The 26,125-nt window shown below is 66.8% G+C and carries 31 protein-coding genes; 11 read left to right on the forward strand and 20 right to left on the reverse strand.

The window, feature by feature from the left end; all coding sequences use genetic code 11:
- Positions 1-17: 17 nt before the first annotated feature.
- The 3 genes from Q0W90_RS03950 to Q0W90_RS03960 all read right to left on the reverse strand — a co-directional run bounded on the left by Q0W90_RS03950 (position 18) and on the right by Q0W90_RS03960 (position 2,757).
- Positions 18-1,259 (reverse strand): WS/DGAT domain-containing protein, encoded by a 1,242-nt coding sequence (locus tag Q0W90_RS03950; protein WP_297597321.1) that lies wholly within the window; start codon positions 1,257-1,259, stop codon positions 18-20.
- Positions 1,260-1,263: 4 nt separating this feature from the next.
- Positions 1,264-2,172, reverse strand: coding sequence for an alpha/beta fold hydrolase (locus Q0W90_RS03955; RefSeq protein WP_297597323.1), 909 nt, complete (start codon positions 2,170-2,172; stop codon positions 1,264-1,266).
- 111 nt (positions 2,173-2,283) lie between these two features.
- The gene (locus tag Q0W90_RS03960) at positions 2,284-2,757 is read right to left on the reverse strand and encodes a VOC family protein (RefSeq protein WP_297597325.1); all 474 of its coding nucleotides are present in this window, start codon (positions 2,755-2,757) and stop codon (positions 2,284-2,286) included.
- 119 nt (positions 2,758-2,876) lie between these two features.
- On the opposite strand from Q0W90_RS03960, the gene Q0W90_RS03965 reads away from it, so the two are divergent.
- Positions 2,877-3,740, forward strand: a complete 864-nt coding sequence (locus Q0W90_RS03965; RefSeq protein ID WP_297597327.1) for an alpha/beta hydrolase — start codon at positions 2,877-2,879, stop codon at positions 3,738-3,740.
- Positions 3,741-3,759: 19 nt separating this feature from the next.
- Here Q0W90_RS03965 and gnd read toward each other — a convergent pair whose 3' ends face one another.
- Together gnd and Q0W90_RS03975 are read right to left on the reverse strand one after the other, a co-directional pair.
- The gene (gnd, locus tag Q0W90_RS03970; protein WP_297773255.1) at positions 3,760-4,782 is read right to left on the reverse strand and encodes a phosphogluconate dehydrogenase (NAD(+)-dependent, decarboxylating); all 1,023 of its coding nucleotides are present in this window, start codon (positions 4,780-4,782) and stop codon (positions 3,760-3,762) included.
- 16 nt (positions 4,783-4,798) lie between these two features.
- On the reverse strand, positions 4,799-6,208 hold the full coding sequence (locus tag Q0W90_RS03975) for a glucose-6-phosphate dehydrogenase (RefSeq protein ID WP_297773276.1): 1,410 nt from the start codon (positions 6,206-6,208) through the stop codon (positions 4,799-4,801).
- Positions 6,209-6,329: 121 nt separating this feature from the next.
- Here Q0W90_RS03975 and Q0W90_RS03980 point away from each other — a divergent pair, with 121 nt between their 5' ends.
- Entirely contained in the window at positions 6,330-7,163 is an 834-nt protein-coding gene (locus Q0W90_RS03980) for an adenylate/guanylate cyclase domain-containing protein (protein WP_297597331.1), read from the forward strand.
- Here Q0W90_RS03980 and Q0W90_RS03985 read toward each other — a convergent pair.
- Complete coding sequence (locus Q0W90_RS03985; RefSeq protein WP_297597333.1) at positions 7,115-7,324, reverse strand: hypothetical protein; 210 nt, start codon at positions 7,322-7,324, stop codon at positions 7,115-7,117. The two genes, Q0W90_RS03980 and Q0W90_RS03985, sit on opposite strands and share 49 nt — an antisense overlap.
- Positions 7,325-7,469: 145 nt before the next feature.
- On the opposite strand from Q0W90_RS03985, the gene Q0W90_RS03990 reads away from it, so the two are divergent.
- On the forward strand, positions 7,470-8,150 hold the full coding sequence (locus Q0W90_RS03990) for a guanylate cyclase (RefSeq protein WP_297597335.1): 681 nt from the start codon (positions 7,470-7,472) through the stop codon (positions 8,148-8,150).
- Between the two features lie 7 nt (positions 8,151-8,157).
- Here the strand turns inward: Q0W90_RS03990 and Q0W90_RS03995 are convergent, their stop codons facing one another.
- The 8 genes from Q0W90_RS03995 to Q0W90_RS04030 all read right to left on the reverse strand — a co-directional run bounded on the left by Q0W90_RS03995 (position 8,158) and on the right by Q0W90_RS04030 (position 12,149).
- Complete coding sequence (locus Q0W90_RS03995) at positions 8,158-8,481, reverse strand: putative quinol monooxygenase (RefSeq protein ID WP_297698886.1); 324 nt, start codon at positions 8,479-8,481, stop codon at positions 8,158-8,160.
- 327 nt (positions 8,482-8,808) lie between these two features.
- Positions 8,809-9,408 (reverse strand): peptidoglycan endopeptidase, encoded by a 600-nt coding sequence (locus Q0W90_RS04000; protein WP_297698888.1) that lies wholly within the window; start codon positions 9,406-9,408, stop codon positions 8,809-8,811.
- Positions 9,409-9,631: 223 nt separating this feature from the next.
- Positions 9,632-10,006: a hypothetical protein gene (locus Q0W90_RS04005; protein WP_297597341.1), complete on the reverse strand. Its 375-nt coding sequence runs from the start codon at positions 10,004-10,006 to the stop codon at positions 9,632-9,634.
- A 145-nt stretch (positions 10,007-10,151) separates the two neighbouring features.
- Positions 10,152-10,520: a type II toxin-antitoxin system VapC family toxin gene (locus Q0W90_RS04010; RefSeq protein WP_297597344.1), complete on the reverse strand. Its 369-nt coding sequence runs from the start codon at positions 10,518-10,520 to the stop codon at positions 10,152-10,154.
- Positions 10,517-10,714 (reverse strand): type II toxin-antitoxin system VapB family antitoxin, encoded by a 198-nt coding sequence (locus Q0W90_RS04015; RefSeq protein ID WP_297597346.1) that lies wholly within the window; start codon positions 10,712-10,714, stop codon positions 10,517-10,519. The genes Q0W90_RS04010 and Q0W90_RS04015 overlap by 4 nt, the downstream gene beginning before the upstream one ends.
- Positions 10,715-10,803: 89 nt before the next feature.
- Positions 10,804-11,226 carry a VOC family protein gene (locus Q0W90_RS04020; protein WP_297597348.1) on the reverse strand — a complete coding sequence of 141 codons (423 nt, stop codon included), beginning with the start codon at positions 11,224-11,226 and terminating at the stop codon, positions 10,804-10,806.
- Between the two features lie 258 nt (positions 11,227-11,484).
- Positions 11,485-11,913 (reverse strand): PIN domain-containing protein, encoded by a 429-nt coding sequence (locus tag Q0W90_RS04025; RefSeq protein ID WP_297597350.1) that lies wholly within the window; start codon positions 11,911-11,913, stop codon positions 11,485-11,487.
- A complete protein-coding gene (locus Q0W90_RS04030; RefSeq protein WP_297597352.1) occupies positions 11,910-12,149 on the reverse strand; it encodes an AbrB/MazE/SpoVT family DNA-binding domain-containing protein in 240 nt (79 codons plus the stop codon). Before Q0W90_RS04030 ends, Q0W90_RS04025 begins: the two co-directional genes overlap by 4 nt.
- A gap of 187 nt (positions 12,150-12,336) precedes the next feature.
- Between Q0W90_RS04030 and arr the strand changes: the two genes are divergently transcribed.
- Entirely contained in the window at positions 12,337-12,747 is a 411-nt protein-coding gene (gene arr, locus Q0W90_RS04035) for an NAD(+)--rifampin ADP-ribosyltransferase (RefSeq protein ID WP_297597354.1), read from the forward strand.
- Positions 12,748-12,823: 76 nt separating this feature from the next.
- Here the strand turns inward: arr and Q0W90_RS04040 are convergent, their stop codons facing one another.
- Positions 12,824-13,468 carry a class I SAM-dependent methyltransferase gene (locus tag Q0W90_RS04040; RefSeq protein ID WP_297597356.1) on the reverse strand — a complete coding sequence of 215 codons (645 nt, stop codon included), beginning with the start codon at positions 13,466-13,468 and terminating at the stop codon, positions 12,824-12,826.
- A gap of 78 nt (positions 13,469-13,546) precedes the next feature.
- Positions 13,547-14,620, reverse strand: a complete 1,074-nt coding sequence (ychF, locus tag Q0W90_RS04045) for a redox-regulated ATPase YchF (RefSeq protein WP_297597358.1) — start codon at positions 14,618-14,620, stop codon at positions 13,547-13,549.
- A gap of 141 nt (positions 14,621-14,761) precedes the next feature.
- On the opposite strand from ychF, the gene Q0W90_RS04050 reads away from it, so the two are divergent.
- Complete coding sequence (locus Q0W90_RS04050) at positions 14,762-15,943, forward strand: DUF6542 domain-containing protein (protein WP_297597360.1); 1,182 nt, start codon at positions 14,762-14,764, stop codon at positions 15,941-15,943.
- Positions 15,944-16,058: 115 nt separating this feature from the next.
- Here Q0W90_RS04050 and Q0W90_RS04055 read toward each other — a convergent pair whose 3' ends face one another.
- Positions 16,059-17,057: a 4-hydroxy-3-methylbut-2-enyl diphosphate reductase gene (locus Q0W90_RS04055; protein ID WP_297698896.1), complete on the reverse strand. Its 999-nt coding sequence runs from the start codon at positions 17,055-17,057 to the stop codon at positions 16,059-16,061.
- Positions 17,058-17,146: 89 nt separating this feature from the next.
- Here Q0W90_RS04055 and Q0W90_RS04060 point away from each other — a divergent pair, with 89 nt between their 5' ends.
- From Q0W90_RS04060 to Q0W90_RS04075, 4 genes are all read left to right on the forward strand, one after another.
- Complete coding sequence (locus tag Q0W90_RS04060) at positions 17,147-17,746, forward strand: lipid droplet-associated protein (RefSeq protein WP_297599826.1); 600 nt, start codon at positions 17,147-17,149, stop codon at positions 17,744-17,746.
- Positions 17,743-18,990, forward strand: coding sequence for an exodeoxyribonuclease VII large subunit (xseA, locus tag Q0W90_RS04065; RefSeq protein ID WP_297698898.1), 1,248 nt, complete (start codon positions 17,743-17,745; stop codon positions 18,988-18,990). Before Q0W90_RS04060 ends, xseA begins: the two co-directional genes overlap by 4 nt.
- A complete protein-coding gene (locus tag Q0W90_RS04070; RefSeq protein WP_297599831.1) occupies positions 18,980-19,249 on the forward strand; it encodes an exodeoxyribonuclease VII small subunit in 270 nt (89 codons plus the stop codon). The genes xseA and Q0W90_RS04070 overlap by 11 nt, the downstream gene beginning before the upstream one ends.
- 61 nt (positions 19,250-19,310) lie before the next feature.
- Positions 19,311-20,423, forward strand: coding sequence for an NAD-dependent epimerase/dehydratase family protein (locus tag Q0W90_RS04075; protein ID WP_297599834.1), 1,113 nt, complete (start codon positions 19,311-19,313; stop codon positions 20,421-20,423).
- On the opposite strand, the gene Q0W90_RS04080 is transcribed toward Q0W90_RS04075, so the two are convergent.
- From Q0W90_RS04080 to Q0W90_RS04090, 3 genes are read right to left on the reverse strand one after another with little or no spacing between them, the layout of a single operon-like run.
- Positions 20,420-21,964 (reverse strand): carboxylesterase/lipase family protein, encoded by a 1,545-nt coding sequence (locus Q0W90_RS04080; protein ID WP_297773263.1) that lies wholly within the window; start codon positions 21,962-21,964, stop codon positions 20,420-20,422. The genes Q0W90_RS04075 and Q0W90_RS04080 overlap by 4 nt on opposite strands.
- Before the next feature lie 9 nt (positions 21,965-21,973).
- Entirely contained in the window at positions 21,974-22,771 is a 798-nt protein-coding gene (locus Q0W90_RS04085; RefSeq protein WP_297599840.1) for a dienelactone hydrolase family protein, read from the reverse strand.
- 11 nt (positions 22,772-22,782) lie between these two features.
- Complete coding sequence (locus Q0W90_RS04090; protein WP_297599843.1) at positions 22,783-23,484, reverse strand: DUF4245 domain-containing protein; 702 nt, start codon at positions 23,482-23,484, stop codon at positions 22,783-22,785.
- A 55-nt stretch (positions 23,485-23,539) separates the two neighbouring features.
- Between Q0W90_RS04090 and glpX the strand changes: the two genes are divergently transcribed.
- Both glpX and Q0W90_RS04100 read left to right on the forward strand, forming a co-directional pair.
- Positions 23,540-24,619: a class II fructose-bisphosphatase gene (gene glpX, locus Q0W90_RS04095; protein ID WP_297599846.1), complete on the forward strand. Its 1,080-nt coding sequence runs from the start codon at positions 23,540-23,542 to the stop codon at positions 24,617-24,619.
- Between the two features lie 31 nt (positions 24,620-24,650).
- On the forward strand, positions 24,651-26,087 hold the full coding sequence (locus tag Q0W90_RS04100; protein ID WP_297599849.1) for a class II fumarate hydratase: 1,437 nt from the start codon (positions 24,651-24,653) through the stop codon (positions 26,085-26,087).
- Positions 26,088-26,125 lie beyond the last annotated feature (38 nt).

Below are 26,125 nucleotides of genomic sequence, written 5' to 3' on the forward strand. Positions count from 1 at the left end.
CCGGCGACGCGCAATAGCTATAGCGCGGCGTCGAGCAGGGCCACGTAGGCGTCGACGTCGGGAACGGCCGAGGCCGCCGCATGCACGCTGATCGCGATGGTGTCGCCGATGCCGTGCACGCCGTGCGTCAGCCCCATCATCGGCGACAGCGCCGGATTTCCGGCCGTCAGCACCACCCGGGCACCGCCGAAGCTCAGATCGGCCGCGCCCCGGTAGACGCTGGACACCACGGTGTTGCCGGCCACCTGCTCCGGCCGCTCATCGAGGTCGAATTGGTTTATGCCCCAATGTAAAAGCGCGGCCGGCACCGCCGCGAAAGCGCGGTCGGCGGCACGGGCGGCCGGATGCCCAAATCGGCGTCGCCCGTTGGCCAGGTCGGTCGCGATCCGCTCGGCGCGGGCCTCCGGACCCAGCGCCGGGTACAGCCCCACCACGACGTTACCGAAATGGTTATGGGTCTTCGGAGCCCCGGGTTTGGCCATCGGCACTTCGGCGCCCAGCGAATCGACCTGCCCGCCAAGGCAATTGGACAGGGCTGCCGAGATCGCGCTCAGCACGCCGACGGTGACCGTGGGGCCGGGCATCCGCGAGCGGTGCCGCACCAGCGTGCGCATCGAACGCGCGCCGTCGGGACGCGCATTCGTCGGCAGCATCGGCCGCGTCCCGGCCCCGGCCACCAGCAGCCCCGCCCGGGTGTCGCGCACCAGCCGGCGATGGGCGCGCGCCGCGATGGCGGCCCGCCAGGGCAGGAAACCCACCCCCGGCACCGGCAGCTCTGGCACCGGATCGGGACGGCCGAAAAGCCAGGCCGCCATGGCGGCGGCGCGGGCACCGTCGGCCAGCGCGTGCGCGACCTGCATGACGGCGACGACGCCCGGGCCGTCGGTACCCGGAATGCCCCGCACCGGAGTGAAAACGTGCAGCCGCCAAGCCATCCGGCGAATGTCCAGTTGGTCACCGGCAAGGCCGGCAACCGCCGCCAGGCAGCCGTCCCAGCTGTGCCCGGCGAGGTCGTGGCAGACCACCTGCTCGGGCGTCACCGGCGCCGTTACCCACTGCGGATAGCGCAGGCTGCCTCGTTCGCGCACGCGCATCGTCAGCGCCGGGTCGGCGTTGGCCCGCCGGCAGAGCTGCTCGACGGTACGCGGGTGATCGGCGGGCTCACCGTCGAAGGCGTACAGCAAGAACTCGTCGTTGGGGATTTTGGCCGACATCCAGTAGAACTGCGCATCGACGGCCGCCATCCGGTGCCCCGGCACGGTGTCAGCCGGGCGAGCCGATGAACCCGAGCACCAGGTCGGCGACCTTGTCGGGCTGTTCGAGCTGCAGGAAATGCCCGGCATGTTCGACGATGCCGACCTCGCTGCCGGGCGGCAGCACCTTTTCCACCCAGCGCGCGAAAACCGGTGTCATACAACCATCGTCACGACCATGCAGGTACAGGCAGGGCAGCACCGGTTCTTCGGTCCACAGCTGGTTCAATTCGGCATACCGCGCCGACGGCCGCGTGTTGCGAATGGTGGCGCGGTACGGTCCTAACGCCGCACGCCAGCTTTCCGGCGCCCCGATCGCGGCGTCGACGTGGCGCAGATCCTCCTCGGCGCGATAGCCGGGCGACCACCGCCGCCACAGCAGCGGCAACACCCAGGAGGCGGAACGCTCAGGTAGCCAGGGCAATTGGAAGTACATGATGTACCAGCTACGGAACACCTGGCGCGCGAGATGGGCGGCCAGCCGCCCCCGCTCGGCCGCGCCGCCGCCACGCCGGCGCAAGGCCGCCGACGGCGGCACCGACATGATCACCGCCTTGGTGAACGGGCTGTCGGGCATGGCGGCCAGGCCGGTGGCGGCGATCGCGCCCCAGTCGTGGCCGATGACCACATCGTTTTCGGTGCCGCCCGCAGCCGAGCGCACCCGCAGCGCGTCGTCCATCAGCGCACCCACGTGATAGCTGCCGTCGACCGGGATCGACGACGGCGCGTATCCGCGCATGAATGGCGCGACGACGCGCCACCCGGCCTCGGCGAGCCGCGGAGCGAACTTGCGCCATCCGTAGGCGGTGTCGGGGAAGCCGTGCAGGCACAACGCGAGGGGGGCATCGCGCGGTCCCCAGGTGAGGGCCTTCAGATCCCCCGCAGGGCCGGTCACGTCGATCCAGCCTGGTTCAGCCATCTTCACTCCCTGCTCGGCGCGTCCGCACGGACAAACCTAACCCGTGCCGCTTGAAGAAGCACCGACCGCAGTAAGTATGTAGTCAAACCATCACTGCATCAGCGGTTTTCACTATAGCGACGCGGCGGCTCGGTCCAGTTCGGCGATGATGATCTTGCGCATGCCATACATCGCCGTAGTGGCCGCCGCCGCCCGCGCGCGATCGGGATCGCTGATCAGTTCATAGAGCCGATCCGGGACGATTTGCCAGCTCAGCCCGAAGCGGTCCCTACACCAGCCGCATTGTGATTCCTCGCCGCCGTCGGTCAACCGGTCCCAGTAGTAGTCGACCTCGTCCTGGTCCTTGCAGTGGATCGTGAACGACACCGCTTCGCTGAACTGGAAGTGCGGGCCACCGTTGATCCCGATGAACCGGGTGTCGTCCAGCACGAAGCTGCCGGACAGGACGGTGCCGGGCTCCCCCGGTCCGGCGTCGGTGGTCCGGTTGAACCCCTCGATGTGGGAGTTCGGAAACACCGAGGTGTAGAACCTGGCCGCTTCCTCCAGGTTGTCGTCGAACCATAACGACGGCGTGATCGATGGCATGTCCGCGGCCTCCTCGGTGGCTGGTGGGGTTTGTATGACCGACTCCCGCGACCACGGAAACTCATCGCGCCGTCGGCCCGCGGAAGACTGCTTATGCGGCCTATGTAACGTCAGGACGCATGAATACCGTCAGCAGCAGCCCCGAGACGGTGGAGTTTGCCGGCATCAAGGGCATCACCCTGGTCGCCGACGAATGGAATCGGGGCGCCGACGCCGCGGGCCGGCCGAGCATCCTGATGCTGCACGGGGGCGGCCAGAACCGGTTTTCCTGGAAGAACACCGGTCAAACGCTGGCCGATGAAGGGCTGCACGTGGTGGCGCTGGACTCGCGGGGGCACGGCGACAGCGCTCGCTCGCCCGATGCCGACTACGAAATCGAGACGTTGACGGGTGACGTCCTGCGGGTGCTGGAGGCGATCGGCCGGCCGGTGACGATCATCGGGGCGAGCATGGGCGGGCTGACCGGCATCCTCGCCGCGCACCGGGCCGGGCCGGCGAAGGTGACCCGATTGGTGCTCGTCGACGTGGTGCCCCGATTCGAGAAGGGCGGCAGCGCCCGCATCCGCGATTTCATGTTCAGTGGCCTCGACGGTTTCGAGTCGCTGGAGCAGGCCGCCGACGCCGTCGCCGCGTATCTGCCGTACCGCAGCAAGCCACGCAGCCCCGAGGGGTTGAAGAAGAACCTGCGCCTGCGCGACGGCCGCTGGTATTGGCACTGGGACCCGGCATTCATGACCAAGCCCGGTGACGATCCCGAACTGCGCACCGAGAGCTTCGAGCAGGCCGCCAAGAACCTGAGGATTCCCGTCTTGCTGATCCGCGGCAAGCTGTCCGACGTGGTGAGCCCCGAGGGCGTTCGGCACTTCCTGGCCACCGTGCCGCGCGCGGAGTTCGTCGAGCTGTCCAACGCCGGGCACACCGCGGCCGGCGACGACAACGACGCGTTCAGCGACGCCGTGGTGAAATTCGTCAAACGCCACTGACCGGCTTGATCAAACGCTGTTAGTTCGCCGGCTTCTCCGCGTGCCCGCCGAATTGCTTACGCATCGCCGAGAGCGCCTTGTTGGCGAAGTCATCGAGCGAACGCGAGGCGAAGCGGGACTGCAACGCGGTGGTCAGCACCGGCGAGGGGACTCCCTCGTCGATCGCCGCGATGGAGGTCCAGCGGCCTTCTCCGGAGTCCGAGACGCGCCCGGAGAATTCCTTCAGCTCCGGGGATTCGTGCAGCGCGATCGCCGTCAGGTCCAGTAGCCAGGAGCCGATCACGCTGCCGCGCCGCCACACCTCGGCGACCTCGGGGATGTCGAAGCCGTACTGGTAGAACTCCGGGTTGGACAGCGGCGCCGTCTCGGCGTCACCCTCCTGGACGTGCTTGCCGATGTCGGCGTTGCGCAAGATGTTGAGCCCCTCGGCGAGCGAGGCCATCATGCCGTACTCGATCCCGTTGTGCACCATCTTCACGAAGTGCCCGGCACCGGCTGCCCCGCAATGCAAGTACCCCTGCTCCGAGGTCGCGACTTCGCCGTCGCGGCCCGGCGTGCGCGGGGCCGCGTCGACGCCCGGTGCGACGGTCGCAAAGATCGGCTCGGCGCGCGCGAAAGCCTCGTCGTCGCCGCCGATCATCAGGCAGTAACCACGTTCGCGGCCCCACACCCCGCCGCTGGTGCCGCAATCCATGAAGTGAATTCCCTTCTCCGACAGCGTCTTCGCGTGACGGATGTCGTCGCGGTAGTAGGAGTTCCCACCGTCGATGACGATGTCGCCGGACTCGAGAGTCTTGGCCAGCTCGTCGATCACTCCCGTGGTGATCGTCCCGGCCGGCACCATCACCCACACGACCCGTGGCGCCGCCAGCTTCTCGGCGAGCTCTTGCAGCGAGGACACCCCGGTGGTCTTGTCCTCCCCCGCCATCGCCTCGACCGCGTCGGGGTTGTGGTCGTACACCACGCATTCGTGTCCGCCCGTGACTACGCGGCGGACGATGTTGGCGCCCATCCGGCCGAGGCCGATCATCCCAAGTTGCATCGTGTCTCAAGTCTCCTTACTGTTTGGTCGCCGTACCGTGCGGCAGCCACGGCTCCTGCCAGGCATGGTGACCACGCACCAGCTTCTCCGCGGCGTCGGGCCCCCAGGAGCCCTCGTCGTAATGGTGGATTCGACCCGGCTTGTCCAGCACCGGCTGCACGATTCGCCACGTCTCTTCGATGGCGTCCTCGCGGGCGAACAGCTGGTGATCTCCATTGAACGCGGCGTAGAGCAGACGTTCGTAGGGGCGTACCGGTTCGCCGAGATCCTCCGCGAACGAGGAGTCCAGGTGAACGTCGTGCCACGAGTCGCCGACTTGGGCGGACAGCTGCAACCTCATCCCGGGGTCGGGGTCGATGCGCAGCACGATCTGGTTGGGATCGGGTGGCCGGCGGTTGGGCAGGAACGAAAAGCCGGGAACGTGGTGCAGGAACATCCGGACCTCGGTGACCTTCTCCGGCAGCGCTTTGCCGGCGCGCAGGAAGATCGGCACTCCAGCCCAGCGCCAGTTGTCGATCTCAGTCCGTAGCGCGACGTAGGTCTCGGTGGTGGAATCCTTTGCCACGCCGGCGACTTCGGTATAGCCGCGGTACTGGCCACGGACACAGCGTTGTGGGTCCAGCGCCGGCATCGCCCGGAAAACCTCGGCCTTCTTGTCGTTCAGGTCATCGTCGCCGGCGCCGACCGGGGGCTCCATGGCCACCAGCGCGAGCACCTGCAGCAGATGATTTTGCACGACGTCACGAAGCGCACCCACCGCGTCGTAGAACTTGCCGCGATCCTCGATCCCGAAGTCCTCGGCCATGGTGATGTGGATCTCGGAAATGCTCTCGCGGTCCCACAGCTTGGCCAGGCTGTTGTTGGCGAATCGCAAGTATTGCAGTTCTTCGACAGGCTGTTTGCCCAAAAAGTGGTCCACGCGCAGGATTTGGTCTTCATCGAGAACCGCACGCAGCCGGGCGTTGAGCTCGCGCGCCGACTCCAGGTCATGACCGAACGGCTTCTCTATCGCCACCCGCGCCCGCTCCAGCAGGTCGGCCTTCGCCAGGTTCTCCACGATCGGCGCGAACAACGCCGGCGGCATCTCCAGGTAGTAGAGCGGACGGGAACCCGAACTGATCTTCTTGGCGAGTTCCTTGTAGAGACTGGCATCGGTGACGTCGCCGTGCAGGTAGGACACCCGGCCGGCCAGCCGCTCGAACACCGCGTCGTCGAACTTCTCGCCCGACTCCTTGATCGCATCGCGCGCGCGCTCCAGCAGCTGCTCGGTCGTGATGTCATCGCTGGCCACACCCACGATCGGGTGGTTCAGCTCGTCGCGGCGCTCGAGCCGGTACAGGGCACGAAACGTCATTTTGCGCGCCAGGTCGCCGGTGATTCCGAAGATCACCAGCAGGTCAGATGGATCACTGTCGCCGTCGACCAAAACCGCTCCTCCCGAAAGTCGCCTCATCGGCACCCCTGAGATCACTACCCGCGGCCGGCGGACTCAACCCTAGACACTGCTCACCGGGCCGACAACCCAGGCGGACCGCAGCCTTGCAAGGATGACGGGCATGGGTGACGCGCTGCATGTCTCGGTCTACATTCTGGCCGGGGTTGCTGCGATCGAGGCAGGCGGGCTTGTCGTGCTGTGGCAGCTGCTGGCGCGCACCCACCGGGAGCTCGACGAATTGCGCCAGCGAAACGACGCCCGCAACTGGTTGCTGTCGGGCGGTCGCGAAGCCGTCAAGACGGTGTGGAACACCGCCAACCTGATGCGCAAGGAGGGCTTCGGCGCCGCGGTGCGCAGCTCGATCGAGGACCTCGCGGACTGGGCCGAAGTCGAGCGACCCGACCTTGCCCGGGTCACCCCGGACGGCCGGGTGGTGATCCTGTTCTCCGACATCGAGGAATCCACCGCGCTCAACGAGCGGATCGGCGACCGGGCCTGGGTCAAACTGATCAGCTCGCACGACAAGCTGGTCTCGGATCTCGTGCAGCGGCGGTCCGGCCATGTGGTGAAGAGTCAAGGTGATGGATTCATGATCGCCTTCGCGCGCGCCGAACAAGCGGTGCGATGTGGCATCGACCTGCAGCGCGCGTTGCGCAGGGATGCAAATCGCAAGCGGCACGAGGAGATTCGCGTTCGCATCGGCATACACATGGGCCGCTCGGTGCGCCGCGGCGATGATCTGTTCGGCCGTAACGTCGCCATGGCGGCGCGGGTCGCGGCACAAGCCGTCGGTGGCGAGATACTGGTGAGTCAGCCGGTGCGAGACGCGCTTTCCGACTCCGATGGCATCCGGTTCGACGGCGGCCGCGACGTCGAGCTGAAGGGTTTTTCGGGCACCTATCGATTGTTCGCCGTTGAGCCCTCGGCCGATCCCGATCCGGACTGAAGATCTCCCCCGTCGTCCTCGGCCAACCGCTGATGCAGCCGATCCCGGACCTCGTCGGCGGTGTACGCACGCCGCTTGCGCTGGTCGCGAGCCACCAGCACGCCCCCGGCGACGACGCCGGCGGCGCCGGCCAGCCCCAGCCACTTCCACACACTGCGCATGACACCAGGCTATGCGTAGCCCCGTCGTTGTGCGCTGGTTGTGATTGACTTGTGTGCCCGCAACGCACGGCACCGCGACGTGCGGCCGGGCCCATGATGCGACGAGATCGGCGAAAGCTGCAGCGGCGAACGGGCTTACACGGACATGCTCAACTTGCACCAGGCGCTCGAGGAAACCCGGACCGGCGACCTTTGGCTGTTTCGCGGCGGGTCGGGACCCGACCGCGCCATCCAGACCTTGACGAACAGCCCGGTGAACCACGTGGGCATGACGGTGGCCATCGACGACTTGCCGCCGCTGATCTGGCACGCCGAACTGGGGGACAAGCTCGCCGACCTGTGGACGGGAACGAATCACCGTGGCGTGCAACTCAACGATCTGCAGCAATCCGTCATGCAGTGGACCCAGCGCTACGGCCAGCGGTGCTGGCTGCGCCAGTTGACTCCGCCGGCCAACCGCGAACAAGAGAACAAGCTGCTGCGTGTCATCGCCCGCATGGACGGCACCGCGTTTCCGACCACCATGCGCCTGACCGGCCGGTGGCTGCGCGGCAGGCTGCCGAACGCCTACGACTGGACGCGCGGGATCCCGCTCGTGGACAAGAAGGTTCGGGAGTCGACGCGGCGACGTAAGGAGCGCCAGCGCCTCGGGCTGGAGGCGGCCTACTGCGCGGAAACGGTGGCCATCACCTACGAGGAGATGGGCTTGATGGCCACGGAAAAGTACTCGAACTGGTTCGACCCCGGCTCGTTCTGGAGCGGTGACAGTCTGCCGCTCGCACCGGGCTATGCGCTGGGCGACGAAATCGAGATCGCGGTCGGCTAGCGCAGGGTTAGCCGACCGCCATTTCGCCCATCTCCGACCAGCCCGTGCCATCGATCGTCTGGTTGATGATCTTGGGCGTGGATTTCAGCGCCTGCGGGAGCTCTTGCATCGCCCGCTTGAAGTGATCGCTGTTGACGTGGGCGCCGCCCGCATCACCATCCCGGAACGCCTCCACCAGGACGTACTCCGCCGGGTTGTCGAGGCTGCGCGACCACTCGAACCACAGGTTGCCCTCCTCGGCGCGAGTCGCCGCGGTGAACGCGGCGACGAGTTCAGGCCACCGGTCGGTCCACTCGGGGTTGGTTTCGAACTTGACGACGATAAAGATCATTGCGGCCCCGCCTAGATTCGCTGCTTTGGGTGCGCCCGCCCGATCGCCGCGGGCAGCGCCAGCTTATCCGGCCGTGGCCGGTGCGGCGGTGGGATGCCGGATGCCATTTTCCGTCTGCGGTAACCGCAGCAAAGTACCCTCATATGCCACAACCGACCCAGAATTCACTTTCGCCGCGACGCACACTTCCGCCACTTTGGCGCGGCAGTGTCGTAGCTCACATTTTGATCGATACCGGTGCTATTTCACTATTCGCCGACGCAGCGGATGACAATGACCATCGTCGGAACCGCCGGCCGAAACGGGTGACGCGACGGGTTTTAATTGTTATGCATTCGCAATTACCGCGCCGTCGGGCAACGGTAATTCAGCGCCGACCGGTTCCGGCATCGGGGGTTCCGGGGCATCGACCAGAATGGCGGGCGCTTCCGGCGGTGGCGGCGGGGCATCCGGCGGCGGCGGGGCATCCGGCGGAGGCGGAGGAGCGTCCGGCGGCGGCGGCAAAGCATCCGGCGGCGCGCCACCGGGCTCCACCTCCATCGGAAGGAACATGTGATGCGTGAATCCGGCCTGGTAGGCGCCGGGGCCGCCGATGTGCACACCGCCGCGCTCACCGCTGGCCACTGGGGTTCCGTCGGGCAGCGTCACCGCGGTGTGGCCGCCGTTCCAGCCAATCACCAAGGCGTTGGGCGCGGTCCCATATTGGAACCCACGCGCCAACAACGCGGCTTCTTCGTTTCCGGTATTAAATCGATCCCCAAAAACTGGCCTGTCAGTCGCTGCATTCGCAATCCACGAAGCAAGTCCCGAACAATCAGTCCCGGCGGGAGAATCCCCGCCCGCAATATATGGGGTGCCGGAGACCTGGCTGATCAACGACATCAAAGTTGCAATAACGACCATGGGCAGCGAGGCTAGCAATAACATTTATTGCGAACCAAAATTTGTGGCGCAGGTCATTCGTTAAACCGGCAATGATGTACGCCGCAGCTAAAGCAAATTTATTACACACGGGTATATTTTTGGCGGCGAAATACTTGCGTTTTAGACTGTTCGCGCCGATCGGCGGCCCGATCGCTTCTACCGTCAGCCATTCGACCCGCCCAACGCCAGCGATCCGAGGCGACCTGCCGCGAGTCGCGGTGTGGTCTCAGACGGGCGTCCATATTCCGTTGTTCCAGATGCCCCAATCAGCGTCAGTCGGGTTCCACATCATTTGAGCCCCGGGCGCCCACGCCGGTTGGGGTGGCTGCGGTGGTGCCCATGCCGGCGGGGGTCCCCAGGGCCCCCAACCCGCCGGGGCGGTCGGCCCGCCCGGATGTTGCCAATCGTGGCAGTGATTCCAGTCCCAGTCCAAGACATTGCCCCACGCGGGGTTCCATGGATCGCCCGGGCACCAGTGCTCGGTGGGGGCCGGCGCCGCCTGCGCGACGGGGCCGCCGGCCGGGCCCGAAACGGACAGCGCCAACACCAGCACGGTCGTCGCCCGCCGCAGCCACGGTCCCGATCGTTTGACAGTCGTCATCCCCCAAGGATTTCCCGGGGCCGGGCTCCGGGCAAGTGGTTGTTCGGATTGTCTGGAACGTCTAGGTCGCCGTAGGACGATCCCTTCCTTCGCCGGCTACCTAGAGGTTGAAGCGGACTTCGACCGCAGCGCGCGTCGAACAACCTCAGGCATCGAAGAGCGCGACGCCCACATCGGCCGACGCAGCCCTCAACCGCTTGTCTCGCGTCCACAGCTGGGCACCTTCGATCACGGCGACGGCCGCCATGAGATGGACGTCGACTGCGCTGAGGCCGCGTCCCCACAGTTCGCGTCGATCGGTGAGGTGGAGGATCTCGTCGTGCTGGACGCTCGGAAATTGGCGAAGATTCGCGAGGAGGTCGAGCACCACCTCACGTCGCGAGATCGACCCCAGCGCCAGCTCTTCTATCACCAACGCGTGACAGCCCACTTGGTCGACCTCCAGCAGCTCGACCAGCCGCATCTCCGCGGCGTGTAGATGATCGATCCACACCGCGGTGTCGACGAGGATCATCCAGTCCCACTGCGGCGTCGGGGAGCGGCCGCCGCGCCGGCATCCGTCCCGCCGAGCGCGGCAAGTCGGCGAGCACTTTCCACCCTGATCAGCGTCTGCAATCCCTTGCGGAGCAACGCGACGTTCTCGCGCACGCCGGTCAATTCAGCGGCCTTGGCCAACAAGTCGTCGTCGATCGTGACGGTGGTCCTCATCGTGCACCTCCGTGCGCATCATTGATGTTGTTTATGATGTCATATGGGCGTCGCCCCGTCGAGACGTTGAATCGGAGTGGTCGACAGCGTCATCGTGTGCCCTTGGGCCGATTGTCAAATTCGAATTTGGCGCGTGCCTGGTCGGTGACCGGGGTGAACAGGTTGACGAGATTTCCGTCCGGATCCCGGAACAGCAGCGCGCGGTTGCCCCACGGCATGGTTGTCGGCGTCGTCACGACCTCGGCGATACGCTCGCGCAGCCGCTCGTATTCGGCGTCCACGTCTTCGACGATGAATTCCACGATCGCGCTCCGATTCGCTGCCGGCTCGGCGGATCCGTCACCGAACAGCGGCACCGTCTTGTCGCTACCGATGGCCAGCGTGCCGACCGCGGTCGGGATCTCCGCAAACAGCTCGTTTCCCCACACGGCCGACACTTCGGTGACCATCTCGTAGAAACTCACGAGCCGCTTCACGTCGGCGGTGATGATGCGGGTCGATACGAACTTCATGCGGTCCTCCTGCAGACCTTCGTCGAGGCCTTTGTGGCGTGGGTGGCGTGCGCAAAGATGCTAACCGCCGCCCCCGACACGAACGCGTTCCCCGGAAGTCGGTCGTGCCCCACCGAAGTGCGAACCGCCGCGCCCGATTATCGGGCCGGCAGCGTTCTCCTTGCCTGCAACGCGACGCCGGCAACCGTGTTCGCCAGGTCCGGCCGACTCTGCGCGAAAGCACCGATCGCGCGATAGGACGATCAAAGGCCAACGACATCAACGGTCGTGCGCGAGCACCTCGGTAACAACGCCCAGCGCCTCGTAGGTGGACCGTGCACGTGCATCCCGAGTGGCCAAAACGGCACCGTGTTCGCGAGCCGCCAACGCAACCAACCCGTCGTATGTCGCGCCACCGGCAATCCCTCGCCGGGCCACTTCTCGATGGGCGGATCGCGAGGAACGCGCACCGAGCTGCAGCAGCGCAGCGAAGTTCGCATCGATCAACGCCACCGCATCGGAAGCATCGACGCGCGCATCGCCAGGCAATCGGGTCAGAACCGAATACGTTTCCGCCAAAGCATGCCCACAAAGACCTAGGGTTCGACTCTTCGCCCACGCAGCGACCAACGCGTGGTGTCGGTGCGAGGTCATCAGCAGTGGTACCGCGACACTGGTGTCGACCGCCGTGACAGGCGCGGTCGTCAACGTCGCCCTGAGTCAATCAGCGCGAACATCATTTCGTCGGTAATTTCGGTGTCTGCGCGAGCTACCAAGCGCCCGTTTGCATCCCGCTCGATCCGAGCAGTTCTGCCACCGGGGGTGATCTGCAATCCGCCCCCATATGCCGAGATGTCGACCTTCGCGCCAGGAGTCAGCCCCAGCGCGTCGCGCAGTTGCTTGGGCAGGACGATACGGCCACCGGAATCAATGATAGCCTCCATGGGAGTAGCCTACCAGTGAAATCCCATTCAAACCGTTCAACGTCAACCTGCTTTACGAGCAACACGATGAGCTGATGACGGCGGCGAGAGAGCGAGCGTTCTCAGACCCGTCCGCATTCGTTGCAGCCACCGCTCGTATCAAGCTGACGCCCGTCGAGTCTTGCTGCAACCCCCGTAGTCTGAGGCCATGGGGGCAGTGCTGGATGAAGGTCCGTTCTTCCACGGAACAAAGGCCGAACTGAGGGTCAACGATCTTCTCAGCGCAGGCTTCCGTTCCAACTATCGGCCGGAAGTCATGATGAACCACATCTATTTCACCGCCCTGCGCGACGGCGCCGGGCTGGCGGCCGAACTTGCGGCCGGCGACGGCACGCCGCGGGTTTACCTCGTCGAACCGACCGGTGAGTTCGAGAACGACCCGAACGTCACCGATAAGAAGTTCCAGGGCAATCCGACCCGCTCCTATCGCAGCCGCGAGCCGCTCCGAGTCCTCGCGGAAGTCGACGACTGGACGCGACTGGCGCCCGAGGCACTTCGCGGGTGGCACGAACGATTGGCCGCGATCCGAGCAGACGAGCGCGGCGAGATCATAAACTGAGCCTCGACTTCCACCGAGTTCCGTCGCCCATAAACATCTCGCCGCTTTGCAAGCAGTGCACTCGGGAGTCGCCGCGTCAGCCCGGCAAGTCGCACACCAGAAGATGGAAGGCGCCTTGGCCATCACCGACGCGCCTGTCCTCAATCTGACCAAAACCCGCCTCGCGGATAGCCGGCACAAGTTCGTCGATGGGGCGCAACCGGAATCCATGGCGGGTGAAGGGCATTTTGGACATCTGATCCGGATCACCAACCCCGAGTACCAGTCGCCCGCCCGGCCGCAGCACTCTGACCAGCTCACTCAGAGCTGCGGCGAGGTCCGGTACGAAATAGATCGTGTTCGTCGAGATGATCGCGTCCAGTGCGGAATCTTCGAGAGGCAGGCTCTCCATCCGGCCGGAATACAGACGTAACCGCCCGCGGGCAATGTCGTCAGAGAACCGGCGCTTTGCTTCAGTGAGCATCGTCTCCGACATCTCGACGCCGTGAACAACCGTGCCGTCGCGATCGAGCAAGATGTCGAGTCCGACGCCTCCGCCAAATCCGATGTCGGCGACTTCGGCCGCTGGTCCGCAACCCGTGGCGGCGACCGCAGCGACGACAATTGACCGATTGCCACGGTTGAGTAGCCGGCCGACAACCCGGCCGGCGAACCCAGTTGGTTCACCGAGCTGGCGAGCCAGAGCGGTAAGCGTACGTTCGACAAGCGGCATGGCGATCATTAGACCAGCCGCCGAAACCCGTGTCGCCGAATCTCGATTCCGCGCGATCCTACTTGCTCACGTTGAACTGGAACTCGACTACACGTTGAAGCGGAACTCCACCACGTCCCCGTCGGCCATGACGTAGTCCTTGCCCTCCATGCGGACCTTGCCGGCCGCCTTGGCCGCCGCCATCGAGCCCGCGGCGATCAGGTCGGCATAGGAGACGATTTCGGCCTTGATGAAGCCCTTTTCGAAATCGGTGTGGATCACCCCGGCCGCCTTGGGCGCGGTATCGCCCTGATGAATCACCCACGCGCGCGCCTCTTTTGGGCCCGCCGTCAGGTAGGTCTGCAACTTGAGGGTGTGAAAGCCGGCCCGCGCCAACGCATCTAGCCCACGCTCGGTTTGCCCGATGGACTCCAAAAGCTCGGCGGCCGACTCGTCGTCCAGCTCTTGCAGCTCAGCCTCGATCTTCGCGTCCAGGAACACCGCGTCGGCAGGTGCGACCATCGCACGCAGCTCGGCCTTACGGGCGTCGTCGGTCAGCACGGCCTCGTCGGCGTTGAACACGTACAGAAAGGGCTTGGTGGTCATCAGATTCAGCTCGCGCAGCAGTGCCGCGTCGACACCGGCCGCAAACAGCGTCTTGCCCGAGTCCAGCACGGCCTGCGCGGCGACGGCCGCCTCGTGCAGGGGCTTGCGCTCCTTGTTGTTGCGGGCTTCCTTCTCCAGCCGGGGTACCGCCTTCTCCAGCGTCTGCATGTCGGCGAGGATCAGCTCGGTCTCGATCACCTCGATGTCGGAACTCGGATCCACCTTGCCGTCGACGTGCACGACGTCGTCGTCGGCGAACACCCGCACCACCTGGCAGATCGCGTCACACTCGCGGATGTTGGCCAGGAACTTGTTGCCCAGCCCGGCGCCCTCGGAGGCGCCCTTCACGATTCCGGCGATGTCGACGAACGTCACCGGCGCCGGCACGATCTTCTCGGAATCGAACATCTCCGCCAGCTTGTCCAGCCGCGGATCGGGTAGCGGCACGACGCCCTCGTTGGGCTCGATCGTCGCGAACGGATAGTTGGCCGCCACCACGTTGTTCCGGGTCAGCGCGTTGAACAAGGTCGATTTGCCGACATTCGGCAGGCCGACTATTCCCAGGCTCAGGCTCACAGGGAGCCAAGTCTAGGGGTCACGACGGCGCCGGACGACCGGGACCATCACGCGGCCGATCGCGCGCGCGAACAGGGCACGCCAAGCGATCCCTACGAGGTATTTACGGGCCTTTCGGCCCATTCCCGGTACGGTCTACATGTGTCAGCACAGCGGGCAAGTGCGACGGTGGACAGTGCTCACCGTTCGATCCACCCCAACATCCCAGGCGCCCCCTGGTACGCAGCCCTGCTCATCGCCGTCACCGCGACAGCCATCGGCTACGGAATCGACGCTGGTCACAAGGAACTGACCCACGTCTTCGCGGGCTTCTACATCGCGGGTTGCGTCGCGGCGGTACTCGCGGTGCGCCAGGACGGCATCTTCACCACGATCATCCAGCCGCCACTGATCCTTTTCTGCGCGGTGCCCGGCGCCTACTGGCTGTTCCACGACGCCAAGATCGGCCGCCTCAAAGACCTGCTGATCAACTGCGGCTATCCGCTGATCGAGCGCTTCCCGCTGATGCTGGGTACCGCCGGCGCCGTGCTGGCGATCGGACTGGCCCGCTGGTATTTCGGAAACGCCCAGGGCAGCACGACGGCGGGCGCCTCCGCCGGCGCCACCAGCGTCGACGTCAAGTCCTTCTTCAGCAACATCGGCGCCAAACTTCAGTCGGCGCTGCAGCCCGACGCCGACGCCGACGACACCGACGAGGCCCCCGGGGAGCGCCGCGGGCGCACGTCGGGCTCGTCGGCGAGGACCCGCCGAACGGCGCGTGACGGTCGCTCCTCCACGCGTGCCGCGCGGGCCCGCTCCCGGCATGCGCGACCGTCCCTCGACGACGAATCGGCCGAGCGGCCACGGCGCAGCAGCAGCCGTCGAAGCCCCGCGTCGGCCCGCGATTACGACGCCGCCGAACCACCCCGGCGGTCCCGCCGCCGGCCCAGGCCGGAGGGCGACCCGGAGCTGCGGGAGCCGCGCCGCGAGCCACGCACCCGCCGCAATCCCTACGAGCGGCCTTACGACCGGCCCGCGCCGCGTAGCAGCCGTTTCGACGGCTTCGAGTCCTACGGCGACAGGTACGACCCCCCGAGCGGGCCCCAGAACTCGGGCCGCTCGGAAAACCGCTACGACAGCCGCGAGCCCTACGAGCCGCGGCGCCGGCGGCCGCCGTCGACCGGAAACAACGGGACGCACCACCCCATCTCCCAGGTCCGTTACCGCGGCGGCGGCACCCAGGACCAGCCGCGCGAGCCGCACTCGGAGCGCCGGAGTCGCTCACGGACACCGGGACGTGCGCACGGACGGCCCCCGGCCGAATCCTGGGAGTACGACGTCTAGCGGCGATCAGCGAGCGCGGCCGTGGCGATCGCAAGCGCGGCGCGGCCGGGCGTAGCGGGTCGCCACTACAGGGCGCAGCCGGGCGCGGCGGGTCGCCGCCAGCGGTCTGAGGAGCTCAGCGAGCTGACCGGATCTCGCGCGGCAGCGCGAACACGAGAGTCTCCTGCGCCGTCGTGACCGGTTGCACCATGTCGAAGCCGCACTCGGCGAGCCGCGTCAGCACGCCCTGCACCAAAACCTCGGGAACCGACGCCCCGGACGTGACACCCACCGTGGTGACGCCCTCGAGCCATGCTGGGTCGATGTCGTCGGCCCAATCGACCAGGTGAGCGGCGGCGGCCCCACCACCGAGCGCCACTTCCACCAGCCGCACCGAATTCGACGAATTGCGGGACCCGACGACGATCACCAGCTCGCACTCCGGCGCCATCGCCTTGACCGCGACCTGCCGGTTCTGGGTCGCATAACAGATGTCGTCGCTGGGTGGATCCTGCAGCTTCGGGAATCGTTGCCGCAGCCGCTCGACGATTTCCATCGTCTCGTCGACCGACAGCGTGGTCTGCGAAAGCCACACCACCTTGTCCTCGTCGCGGACCGTCACGTGGTCCACGGCGGCGACGCCGTCGACCAGCTGCACATGGTCGGGTGCCTCCCCGGCGGTGCCGACGACCTCCTCGTGGCCCTCGTGGCCGATGAGCAGGATGTCGTAGTCGTTGCGGGCGAATCGGCGGGCCTCGTTGTGCACCTTGGTCACCAGGGGGCAGGTGGCGTCGATGGTGCGCAGGTTACGGTCGGCGGCCGCGGCGTGCACCGAGGGTGCGACGCCGTGCGCGGAGAACACCACGATGGCGCCTTCGGGCACCTCGTCGGTCTCCTTGACGAACACCGCGCCGGCCTGTTCCAGCGTGCTGACCACGTGCCGGTTGTGCACGATCTCGTGACGCACATAGACCGGCGGGCCGTGCTTTTCCAGCGCGCGCTCCACGGTCTCCACGGCCCTGTCCACGCCCGCGCAGTACCCGCGCGGCTCGGCCAGGAGCACCCGCTTGCGGGTCGGGGGGACGGCTACCGAGCCGGATGCGCCGGGAATCCCCATGTCGACAGTCGGAGGCATGTCCCCCAGGGTACGTTCTGCCGCCACGGGGCTGCCAGCTCGCGCCGACGGGCTTGGAGTTAGCCGCCGCTTAAGGCAATCTTGGACCCATGGCTACTGCACCGTATGGGGTTCGGCTGCTGGTCGGCGCGGCGACAGTCGCCGTCGAGGAGACCATCAGGCTGCCGAAAACCATCCTGATGTACCCGATGACACTGGCCAGTCAGGCGGCGCACATCGTGATGCGCTTCCAGCAGAACCTCGCCGAGCTGGTGATCAAGGGGGACAGCACGCTCGAGTCGATTTTCCCGCCCAAGGACGAGCAGCCGGAATGGGCGACCTTCGACGAGGACGTGGATGACGCCATCGACGGGGCATATCCCGCACTGCCCGACGGCAGCGAGGGCGAGCGCAGGGCCGAGGGACGGTTCGCGCTGTACTCAGTGGCCGACGCGCACGAAGACGCCAGCGCCCTGACCAAACCCGCCCGCCCATCCAAGAAGCCGGCGGCCAAGGCGTCGGTTTCCCAGCCGGCGGTGGCCGGCGAACTGGACTACGCGGCCCTGACGCTGGCCCAGCTGCGGGCCCGTCTGCAGTCGCTGAGCGTGGACGAACTCGAAGCCCTGCTGGCCTACGAGCAGGCGACCAAGGGCCGCGCACCGTTCCAGACGCTGCTCGCCAACAGGATCACCCGCGCGAACGCGAAGTGACCCCAGCCGCTACTTCCGAACCCAACTCCGCAGAGAACCCATTTCCGGTGCGCGCGGTGGCAATCCGGGTCGCGGGCTGGATCGACAAGCTGGGCACCGTCTGGGTGGAGGGTCAGCTTGCCCAGGTCTCGATGCGGCCGGACTCCAAAACCGTGTTCATGGTGCTGCGCGACCCGGCCGCCGACATGTCGCTGACCGTGACGTGCCCGCGCGATCTGGTGCGCAGCGCGCCGGTGGAGCTAGCCGAGGGCACGCAGGTGGTGGTGTGCGGCAAGCCATCGTTTTACACCGGCCGCGGTACGTTTTCGTTGCGGCTCAGCGAGATTCGCGCCGTGGGGGTCGGTGAGCTGCTGGCACGCATCGATCGGCTCCGCAGGCTGTTGGACGCCGAAGGGCTTTTCGATCCCCGACTCAAACGGCCAATCCCCTTCCTGCCCAACATGATCGGCCTGATCACCGGCCGGGCCAGCGCGGCCGAACGCGACGTGACAACCGTGGCGGCCGGTCGTTGGCCCGCGGTGCGTTTCGCGGTGCGCAATACCGTGGTTCAGGGTGCGGGCGCGGTTGCCCAGATCGTCGACGCCCTGCGTGAACTCGATCGCGACGCCGACGTCGACGTCATCGTCCTCGCCCGCGGCGGGGGCAGCGTCGAGGACCTGCTGCCGTTCTCCGACGAGACACTGTGCCGCGCGATCGCGGCGTGCCGCACCCCGGTAATCAGCGCGGTCGGTCACGAACCCGACAACCCGCTGTGCGATCTGGTCGCCGATTTGCGTGCGGCCACCCCCACCGACGCCGCCAAGAAGGTTGTTCCCGATACCGCGGCCGAGCAGCGGCTGATCGACGACCTGCGCCGACGCAGCGCGCAGGCGCTGCGCAACTGGGTATCTCGCGAACAGCGGGCGCTGGCCCAGATACGCAGCCGCCCGGTGCTGGCCGAGCCGCTGACGGCGTTGACGGCGCGCGCCGAGGAGATTCACCGCGCGCGGTCGGCGATTCGCCGCGACGTCACTCGGCTGACCGCCACCGAAACCGAACGGATCGGCCACCTGAGCGCACGGCTGGCGACGTTGGGGCCGGCGGCCACATTGGCGCGGGGCTATGCGGTGGTGCAAACGGTCGGCCCCGCCGAGACCCAGGTGATGCGTTCGGTCGACGACGCGCCGGTGGGCACCCGGTTGCGGGTGCGGGTGGCTGACGGCGCCGTGGCCGCGGTCAGCGAAGGACCGGCCGATGGCGCGTAAAAACGACGGCGGGGACAGCTCCGCCAGCCCGGAGGGGAACGAATCCATTACACCTATTAGTCAGCTGGGCTATGAGGCGTGCCGCGACGAACTGATCGAGGTCGTGCGGCTGCTGGAGCAGGGCGGGTTGGACCTAGATGCGTCGCTGCAGCTCTGGGAAAGAGGCGAACAACTCGCTAAACGTTGCGAAGAACACTTAGCTGGCGCACGCAAGCGGATCGAGGACGCGCTCGCGGCGGGCGACGCCGAGAATGCCTGAATCGCGTCGTATCGGAGGGCACGGGTGAAAGATTTTTTCCGAACTGGAACACGTTTCAGTTATGATTTCACGCATGGGTGATCCAGCACTGACGGCTGAACTCGGCCGCGTCCTGGTCACCGGGGGTTCCGGGTTCGTCGGCGCCAACCTGGTGACCACACTGCTCGACCGCGGGCACCGGGTCCGCTCGTTCGACCGCGCCCCGTCCCCGCTGCCGCCGCATCCGCAGCTGGAGGTGCTGCAAGGGGACGTCACCGACACCGCCGTGTGCGCCCAGGCGGTCGACGGCGTCGACACGGTCTTCCACACCGCGGCGATCATCGACCTGATGGGTGGCGCGTCGGTGACCGAGGAGTACCGGCAGCGCAGCTTCGGCGTCAACGTCGGGGGCACCGAGAACCTGGTCCGGGCCGGGCAGGCGGCCGGGGTGCAGCGCTTCGTCTACACCTCGTCGAACAGCGTCGTGATGGGCGGCCAGAACATCGCCGGCGGCGACGAGACGCTGCCCTACACCGGCAGGTTCAACGATCTCTACACCGAGACCAAGGTGATCGCCGAGCGATTTGTATTGGGCCAGAACGGCTCCCCGAATGGTGGGGCCGGGCTCCTGACGTGTGCGATTCGGCCCAGCGGCATTTGGGGCCGGGGCGACCAGACGATGTTCCGCAAACTGTTCGAAAGCGTGATCGCCGGTCACGTCAAGGTGCTGATCGGCCGCAAATCGGCTCGGTTGGACAACTCCTACGTGCACAACCTGATTCACGGTTTCATTCTGGCGGCCCAGCATCTGACGCCGGGCGGCACCGCCCCCGGTCAGGCGTATTTCATCAACGACGACGAGCCGATCAACATGTTCGAGTTCGCCCGGCCGGTGATCGAGGCTTGCGGCGAGAATTGGCCCCGGGTCCGGGTGAACGGACCGATTGTGCGCGCGGCGATGACGGGGTGGCAGCGGCTGCATTTCCGGTTCGGGATACCGGCGCCGCTGCTCGAGCCGCTCGCCGTCGAGCGGCTGTATCTGGACAACTTCTTCTCGATCGCCAAGGCGTCTCGCGACCTTGGTTATCAGCCCCTGTTCACGACGGAGCAGGCGCTGTCGGAATGCCTGCCGTACTACGTCGGCATGTTCGACCAGATGAAACGAGAAGCGTTGACGGCCAAGGCATCCGTCTAACGGAAGCTCACCATCTCGCTGCCCCATGCGGCGCGGATGTTCGCGTCGACGTCATGCGCGAGCGCGTCACTTTTGTCGATGACCAGGCAGGCACGATCGTTCGCCCGGTACGGCGACCATTCCGGCTCACCGGCGGGGCCCGCGGGCTTGGCGTGCGCGGCGAAGTTGATCCAACGGGCACGCACCCTCTTGGATACCGCCTTCGCGGTTCTGGTGCCACCGAGCTTCAGCGTGGGATCCTTGGGAGCACCGAGATTGCCCCAGACGTACGGCAATTCGGTGGCATGCGCGGCCCTGACCATCAGCAGTTTCAACAACGGCGTCGAGTAGTCGAATCGGTACAGATACACCGGCGCCACCCGGCTGTGCCCTTCGGCGAGCCACACCGACGGCATCCGGAAGCCGACGTCGGTCGCGATGCTCAAACTCCTTGCCTTGCGTCGCAATCGCGAGTACGCCGAGCCGATATCGTCCTCGGTGGGCAACTGCAAATCGGGTTGTTCGGCGGCGATCTGGTTGAACATCGACGTGATCGCGCTCGGGGTAATCGGCATCAGCGGCGACCTCATCAGCCGGAAGAGCGCCGCCTCGTGTTTGTTGGTGCCGATGATGAGCGGGACCGGATGGGTGCGGCCCTCTTGCGCCAGCTTGACCGGATAGTCACCCAGCACGTCGCCGTCGACGATCGGCACGAACGCCAGCGTTCCCGGATTGCGCACCGGCACTTCGTCGAACACTTCTTGCGAGGCGGCAAGGAGCCCCGCCATCGGCATGTCGACCAGCCGCTGCGACTCGGACGGGGCGATTCGCAGCTTGCCGAGGAAGGCTTCGGCAACCCGGTTCGCACGGTCGCGGTCGTACACCGAGGTGGCCGGCGAACTCTGCGCGATCGCGCCGGCGAACAAGCCCTCTGCCGCCGGGCTGGCCAGCAGCGTGGTGACGATGCCCGCCCCGGCGGATTCACCGAACAGCGTCACCCGTCGCGGATCACCGCCGAAGGCGGCGATGTTGTCGCGCACCCACTCCAATGCCGCCAGCGCGTCGCGCAGCCCGACATTCGAGTCGAAACGTCGCCCCGTGGTGTCGAACGACGACAGGTCGAGGAAGCCGAGCACCCCGAGCCGATAGTTGACCGTCACCACGACGACATCGCCGTGGCCGACCAACCTGCGGCCGTCATAGAGGGTCTGGCTGCTCGACCCCAGGACGTAGGCGCCGCCGTGCAGCCAGACCAGCACCGGTTTGGCGTCGCCGGGCCCGGTGTCACCGGATGCCCAGACGTTGAGTCGCAAGCAGTCTTCGCCCTGCGGCGCACCCAAATCCAGCGGCATGTTAGGAAATACCGGTTGCGGGCAGGCGGGTCCGAACGCGGTGGCGTCGGCGACCTCGGTCCAGCGCTCGGGCGGTTGCGGCGCCCGGAAACGTAAGTCGCCCACCGGGGCCGCCGCGTATCGAATGCCCTTCCACGCCTTGACGCGGCCCTCGTCGACGCCACGGACCGGGCCGTAGCTGGTTTCCACCACCAGGTCGTCGATCGCCATGCGCACTTCCTAAATGAGCCGCTCGGTGAGAAATTCGACTACCCGTTTGCGGGCCTCGTAAGCGGGCTGGCCGTCGATCTCGCGGACCTCATCGGTGAGCACCGAGTGCGCCATCTTGCCGAAGCCGTGCTCATTGCCCGGGCGCGAATCGATGTCGATCACCTCGAACGCATCGCCCAGGCGCTCCTTGAGCGTCGCGAACCGTTCGCCGGGCGCCATCTTGTCCTCGCTGAACCGCAATCCCATGGCGCACAAGCCGTCGTTGGCGCACCGATCCGCCACGGTGGTCAGCTCGGCCTCGCTCAAGCCGGGGTCGCGGCGCCGCGCGGCACCGAGCGGGAACGGGACCGACGGCTGCGAAAGCACCGGCGCCAGCACGCTGTCGTCGACCGCGGCCGCCAACGCGAATCCGCCGGTGAAACACTGGCCGATCACGCCGACACCCTTCCCCGGCGTCGAGGCATTGAGGTCACGCGCCAGCGCGCGCAGGAACGCCGCCACCGGTCGCTGCTTGTTCAGCGCCAACGCCGCGAATTCCCTCGTCACGCAAGCTCGCCCGATGGAACCGACGATGTAGCCGGCCGTCTTGGCCCTGCCCGGCTCACCGAACAGCGACGGAATCGCGACGGTGAAACCGTTGTCCACCAGGTGATTACCCAGGGCCAGCACGCCCGGGTGGATACCGGGGATCTCGGGGATCAGCACCACGCCGGGGCCGGCGCCCTTGCGGTAGACGTCATGGGTGTAGCCGCCGCCGCTGAACGGTGCCGCCGACCATCCGGACAGATCGGCCTCTGGTGCACTCACGCCAGTCCCTTCTATCGGCTTGTCGGTAACGGCGGTTGCGACTGTGTCGCCGAAGCCAGCGTACGAAACTGATCGCTGTTTCCGGCGCCGGTTATCGCAATCTGCGTGGCGCCTCCCGGGCCGCTGAGCCGGGTCGTCCACACCGCCTCGGCGTCCGCGCCGCTTTGGCCCGAACCTTGATAGACGACCCAACTGGTCCCGGCGACGTCCACCGCACCGGTCGGGTACGCCGACGGATGAATCGAATTGATCAGCTTGTCCTCGTCGGCATTGCTCTGGGTCAGGCTCAGATACATTCCGGTCGGACTGATGTATCCGACCATCGAGGTTTGCGCGTTCAGCCGTTGGCCGGTCGACGGGTCGGTTCGCCCGTTGGGGATACCGCCGCGATGCCCGGAGTTGGCCTGCCAGCCGCTGGGCAGCTGCGGTTGGCGGATGGGAAAGCCGAGCGCCGCCGCGTCCGCCCGCAGCGCCATCGCCGCGTCATACGACGGGACGGCGCCCTGATGGCTGCCGAGCTGAAACGAACACATGCCCAGCACGCCGGCCAGCAGCACGCAGCCGATCACCAGCGGAATCAGGGACCAGAACATGTCCCGACCGTCCTGTAGCAGCCGCGGCTTCGCCGGCCTGGGGCCGGGTCCGGCGGGCGGGGCCGGCTCGCCGGCTACATAGCCGTCCGAGCTGGCATTCAGCCGCGGCTTCTCGGTCATCCCCCGAGTATCCCAGTTCCAGCGGACCGATCCGCTTCTGGGACAATCACCAACCATGACAGTTGAGGGCGACCGCTCGTCCACCACCAACGGCCGAGCCCCCGCGCAGGGACGGCCGCGCGGTGAGGCTCCAGACCGCAACCTGGCGTTGGAACTGGTCCGCGTCACCGAGGCCGGCGCCATGGCCGCCGGCCGCTGGGTCGGCCGCGGCGACAAGGAGGGCGGTGACGGGGCAGCCGTCGATGCGATGCGCGAGCTGGTCAACTCGGTGTCGATGCGCGGCGTGGTCGTCATCGGCGAGGGTGAGAAGGACCACGCGCCGATGCTCTACAACGGCGAGGAGGTCGGCAACGGCGACGGCGCGGAGTGCGACTTCGCCGTCGACCCGATCGACGGCACCACGCTGATGAGCAAGGGCATGCCCAACGCCATTTCGGTGCTCGCGGTGGCCGACCGCGGCTCGATGTTCGACCCGTCGGCGGTGTTCTACATGAACAAGATCGCCGTCGGCCCCGAGGCCGCGCACGTGCTCGACATCACCGCGCCGATCGCCGAGAACATCAAGGCCGTGGCCAAGGTGAAGGCGTTGTCGGTGCGCGATATGACGGTGTGCATCCTGGACCGGCCGCGGCATGCCCAGCTGATCGAAGACGTCCGGGCGACCGGGGCCCGCATCCGGCTGATCACCGACGGCGACGTAGCCGGCGCGATCTCAGCCTGCCGGCCGCACTCGGGCACCGACATGCTGGCCGGGATCGGCGGCACCCCGGAAGGCATCATCGCGGCCGCCGCGATCCGGTGCATGGGTGGCGCCATCCAGGCGCAGTTGGCTCCCACGGACGACGACGAACGCCAGCAGGCCATCGACGCCGGCTATGACCTCGATCAGATCCTGTCCACCGAGGACCTCGTGTCCGGCGAGAACGTGTTCTTCTGCGCCACCGGGGTCACCAACGGTGATCTGCTCAAGGGCGTGCAGTACTACCCCGGCGGCTGCACCACTCAGTCGATCGTCATGCGGTCGAAGTCGGGCACCGTCCGGATGATCGAGGCCTACCACCGGCTTTCGAAACTCAACGAATACTCCGCCATCGACTTCACCGGCGACAGTTCGGCCGCCTACCCCCTGCCCTGACCACCAGATCGAAGAACGAGGACGCCACTCCATGGCCTTGAACAGCTCCGAAGACGCCGCTGACACCGAGTACCGCATCGAGCACGACACCATGGGCGAGGTCCGGGTGCCCGCAAAAGCGTTGTGGCGCGCGCAAACTCAGCGTGCGGTCGAGAACTTTCCGATCTCGGGCCGGGGCCTGGAACGCACCCAGATCCGCGCATTGGGCCTGCTGAAGGGCGCCTGCGCGCAGGTCAACAAGGACCTCGGGCTGCTGGCACCGGAAAAGGCCGACGCCATCATCGCCGCGGCCGCCGAGATCGCCGACGGCCAGCACGACGACCAGTTCCCCATCGACGTCTTCCAGACCGGTTCGGGCACCAGCTCCAACATGAACACCAACGAGGTGATCGCCGGCATCGCGGCGGCCAATGGCGTCACGGTGCACCCCAACGACGACGTCAACATGTCGCAGTCGTCGAACGACACCTTCCCCACCGCAACCCACATCGCGGCCACCGAAGCCGCGGTGCGTCACCTCATTCCGGCGCTCGAGGTGCTGCACGACGCGCTGGCGGGCAAGGCCCGCGAATGGCGCACCGTGGTCAAGTCGGGCCGCACCCACCTGATGGACGCCGTTCCGGTGACGCTCGGCCAGGAATTCAGCGGGTACGCCCGCCAGGTCGAGGCGGGCATCGAGCGGGTGCGCGCCACGCTGCCGCGGCTGGGTGAGCTGGCGATCGGCGGGACCGCGGTCGGCACCGGACTCAACGCGCCCGACGGCTTCGGCGCCAAGGTGGTCGAAACCTTGGTCGCCTCCACCGGCCTGAGCGAATTGCGCACGGCGGCAAACTCGTTCGAGGCGCAGGCGGCGCGCGACGGGTTGGTCGAGGCCTCCGGCGCGCTGCGCACCATCGCGGTCTCACTGACCAAGATCGCCAACGACGTCCGCTGGATGGGGTCGGGTCCGCTGACCGGCCTGGCCGAGATTGCGCTGCCCGACCTGCAACCGGGCAGCTCGATCATGCCAGGCAAGGTGAATCCGGTTCTCCCCGAGGCGGTTACGCAGGTCGCCGCGCAGGTCATCGGCAACGACGCCGCGGTCGCGTGGGGCGGGGCCAGCGGCGCCTTCGAGCTCAACGTGTACATCCCGATGATGGCCCGCAACATCCTCGAGTCCTTCAAGCTGCTGACCAACGTGTCGAGGCTGTTCGCGGAGCGCTGCGTCAGCGGACTGGCGGCCAACGTGGAGCACCTGCGGGAGCTCGCCGAATCGTCGCCGTCCATTGTGACGCCGCTGAACTCGGCGATCGGGTACGAGGAGGCCGCCGCGGTGGCCAAGCAAGCCCTCAAGGAGCGCAAGACGATTCGCCAGACCGTCATCGACCGCGGCCTGATCGGCGACAAGCTGTCGATCGAGGAGCTCGACCGCCGGCTCGACGTGCTGGCCATGGCCCGCGTACAAGACGAGGTCAAACCAGAAGGCTAGGCCGGCCGTCATGCGGTGATGGTGGTCGATGAGAGTAA

The organism is Mycobacterium sp. (genome assembly GCF_025933915.1).
Classification (GTDB): domain Bacteria; phylum Actinomycetota; class Actinomycetes; order Mycobacteriales; family Mycobacteriaceae; genus Mycobacterium.

Bases quoted from the DNA above. Each gene is read 5' to 3' on its own strand.
- Q0W90_RS04020 (WP_297597348.1), bottom strand. From the start codon at position 11,226: ATGAAGTTCGTATCGACCCGCATCATCACCGCCGACGTGAAGCGGCTC.
- Q0W90_RS03985 (WP_297597333.1), bottom strand. From the start codon at position 7,324: ATGCGCAGTGTGTGGAAGTGGCTGGGGCTGGCCGGCGCCGCCGGCGTC.
- Q0W90_RS04090 (WP_297599843.1), bottom strand. From the start codon at position 23,484: ATGACCGAGAAGCCGCGGCTGAATGCCAGCTCGGACGGCTATGTAGCC.
- glpX (WP_297599846.1), top strand. From the start codon at position 23,540: ATGACAGTTGAGGGCGACCGCTCGTCCACCACCAACGGCCGAGCCCCC.
- gnd (WP_297773255.1), bottom strand. From the start codon at position 4,782: ATGCAACTTGGGATGATCGGCCTCGGCCGGATGGGCGCCAACATCGTC.
- Q0W90_RS03955 (WP_297597323.1), bottom strand. From the start codon at position 2,172: ATGGCTGAACCAGGCTGGATCGACGTGACCGGCCCTGCGGGGGATCTG.
- arr (WP_297597354.1), top strand. From the start codon at position 12,337: ATGGGGGCAGTGCTGGATGAAGGTCCGTTCTTCCACGGAACAAAGGCC.
- Q0W90_RS04075 (WP_297599834.1), top strand. From the start codon at position 19,311: ATGATTTCACGCATGGGTGATCCAGCACTGACGGCTGAACTCGGCCGC.
- Q0W90_RS04015 (WP_297597346.1), bottom strand. From the start codon at position 10,714: ATGAGGACCACCGTCACGATCGACGACGACTTGTTGGCCAAGGCCGCT.
- Q0W90_RS04070 (WP_297599831.1), top strand. From the start codon at position 18,980: ATGGCGCGTAAAAACGACGGCGGGGACAGCTCCGCCAGCCCGGAGGGG.
- Q0W90_RS03965 (WP_297597327.1), top strand. From the start codon at position 2,877: ATGAATACCGTCAGCAGCAGCCCCGAGACGGTGGAGTTTGCCGGCATC.
- Q0W90_RS04010 (WP_297597344.1), bottom strand. From the start codon at position 10,520: ATGATCCTCGTCGACACCGCGGTGTGGATCGATCATCTACACGCCGCG.
- Q0W90_RS04080 (WP_297773263.1), bottom strand. From the start codon at position 21,964: ATGGCGATCGACGACCTGGTGGTGGAAACCAGCTACGGCCCGGTCCGT.
- Q0W90_RS03980 (WP_297597331.1), top strand. From the start codon at position 6,330: ATGACGGGCATGGGTGACGCGCTGCATGTCTCGGTCTACATTCTGGCC.
- Q0W90_RS03995 (WP_297698886.1), bottom strand. From the start codon at position 8,481: ATGATCTTTATCGTCGTCAAGTTCGAAACCAACCCCGAGTGGACCGAC.
- Q0W90_RS03960 (WP_297597325.1), bottom strand. From the start codon at position 2,757: ATGCCATCGATCACGCCGTCGTTATGGTTCGACGACAACCTGGAGGAA.
- Q0W90_RS04000 (WP_297698888.1), bottom strand. From the start codon at position 9,408: ATGTTATTGCTAGCCTCGCTGCCCATGGTCGTTATTGCAACTTTGATG.
- Q0W90_RS04100 (WP_297599849.1), top strand. From the start codon at position 24,651: ATGGCCTTGAACAGCTCCGAAGACGCCGCTGACACCGAGTACCGCATC.
- Q0W90_RS04040 (WP_297597356.1), bottom strand. From the start codon at position 13,468: ATGATCGCCATGCCGCTTGTCGAACGTACGCTTACCGCTCTGGCTCGC.
- Q0W90_RS04030 (WP_297597352.1), bottom strand. From the start codon at position 12,149: ATGGAGGCTATCATTGATTCCGGTGGCCGTATCGTCCTGCCCAAGCAA.
- Q0W90_RS04005 (WP_297597341.1), bottom strand. From the start codon at position 10,006: ATGACGACTGTCAAACGATCGGGACCGTGGCTGCGGCGGGCGACGACC.
- Q0W90_RS03990 (WP_297597335.1), top strand. From the start codon at position 7,470: ATGCTCAACTTGCACCAGGCGCTCGAGGAAACCCGGACCGGCGACCTT.
- Q0W90_RS04060 (WP_297599826.1), top strand. From the start codon at position 17,147: ATGGCTACTGCACCGTATGGGGTTCGGCTGCTGGTCGGCGCGGCGACA.
- Q0W90_RS04055 (WP_297698896.1), bottom strand. From the start codon at position 17,057: ATGCCTCCGACTGTCGACATGGGGATTCCCGGCGCATCCGGCTCGGTA.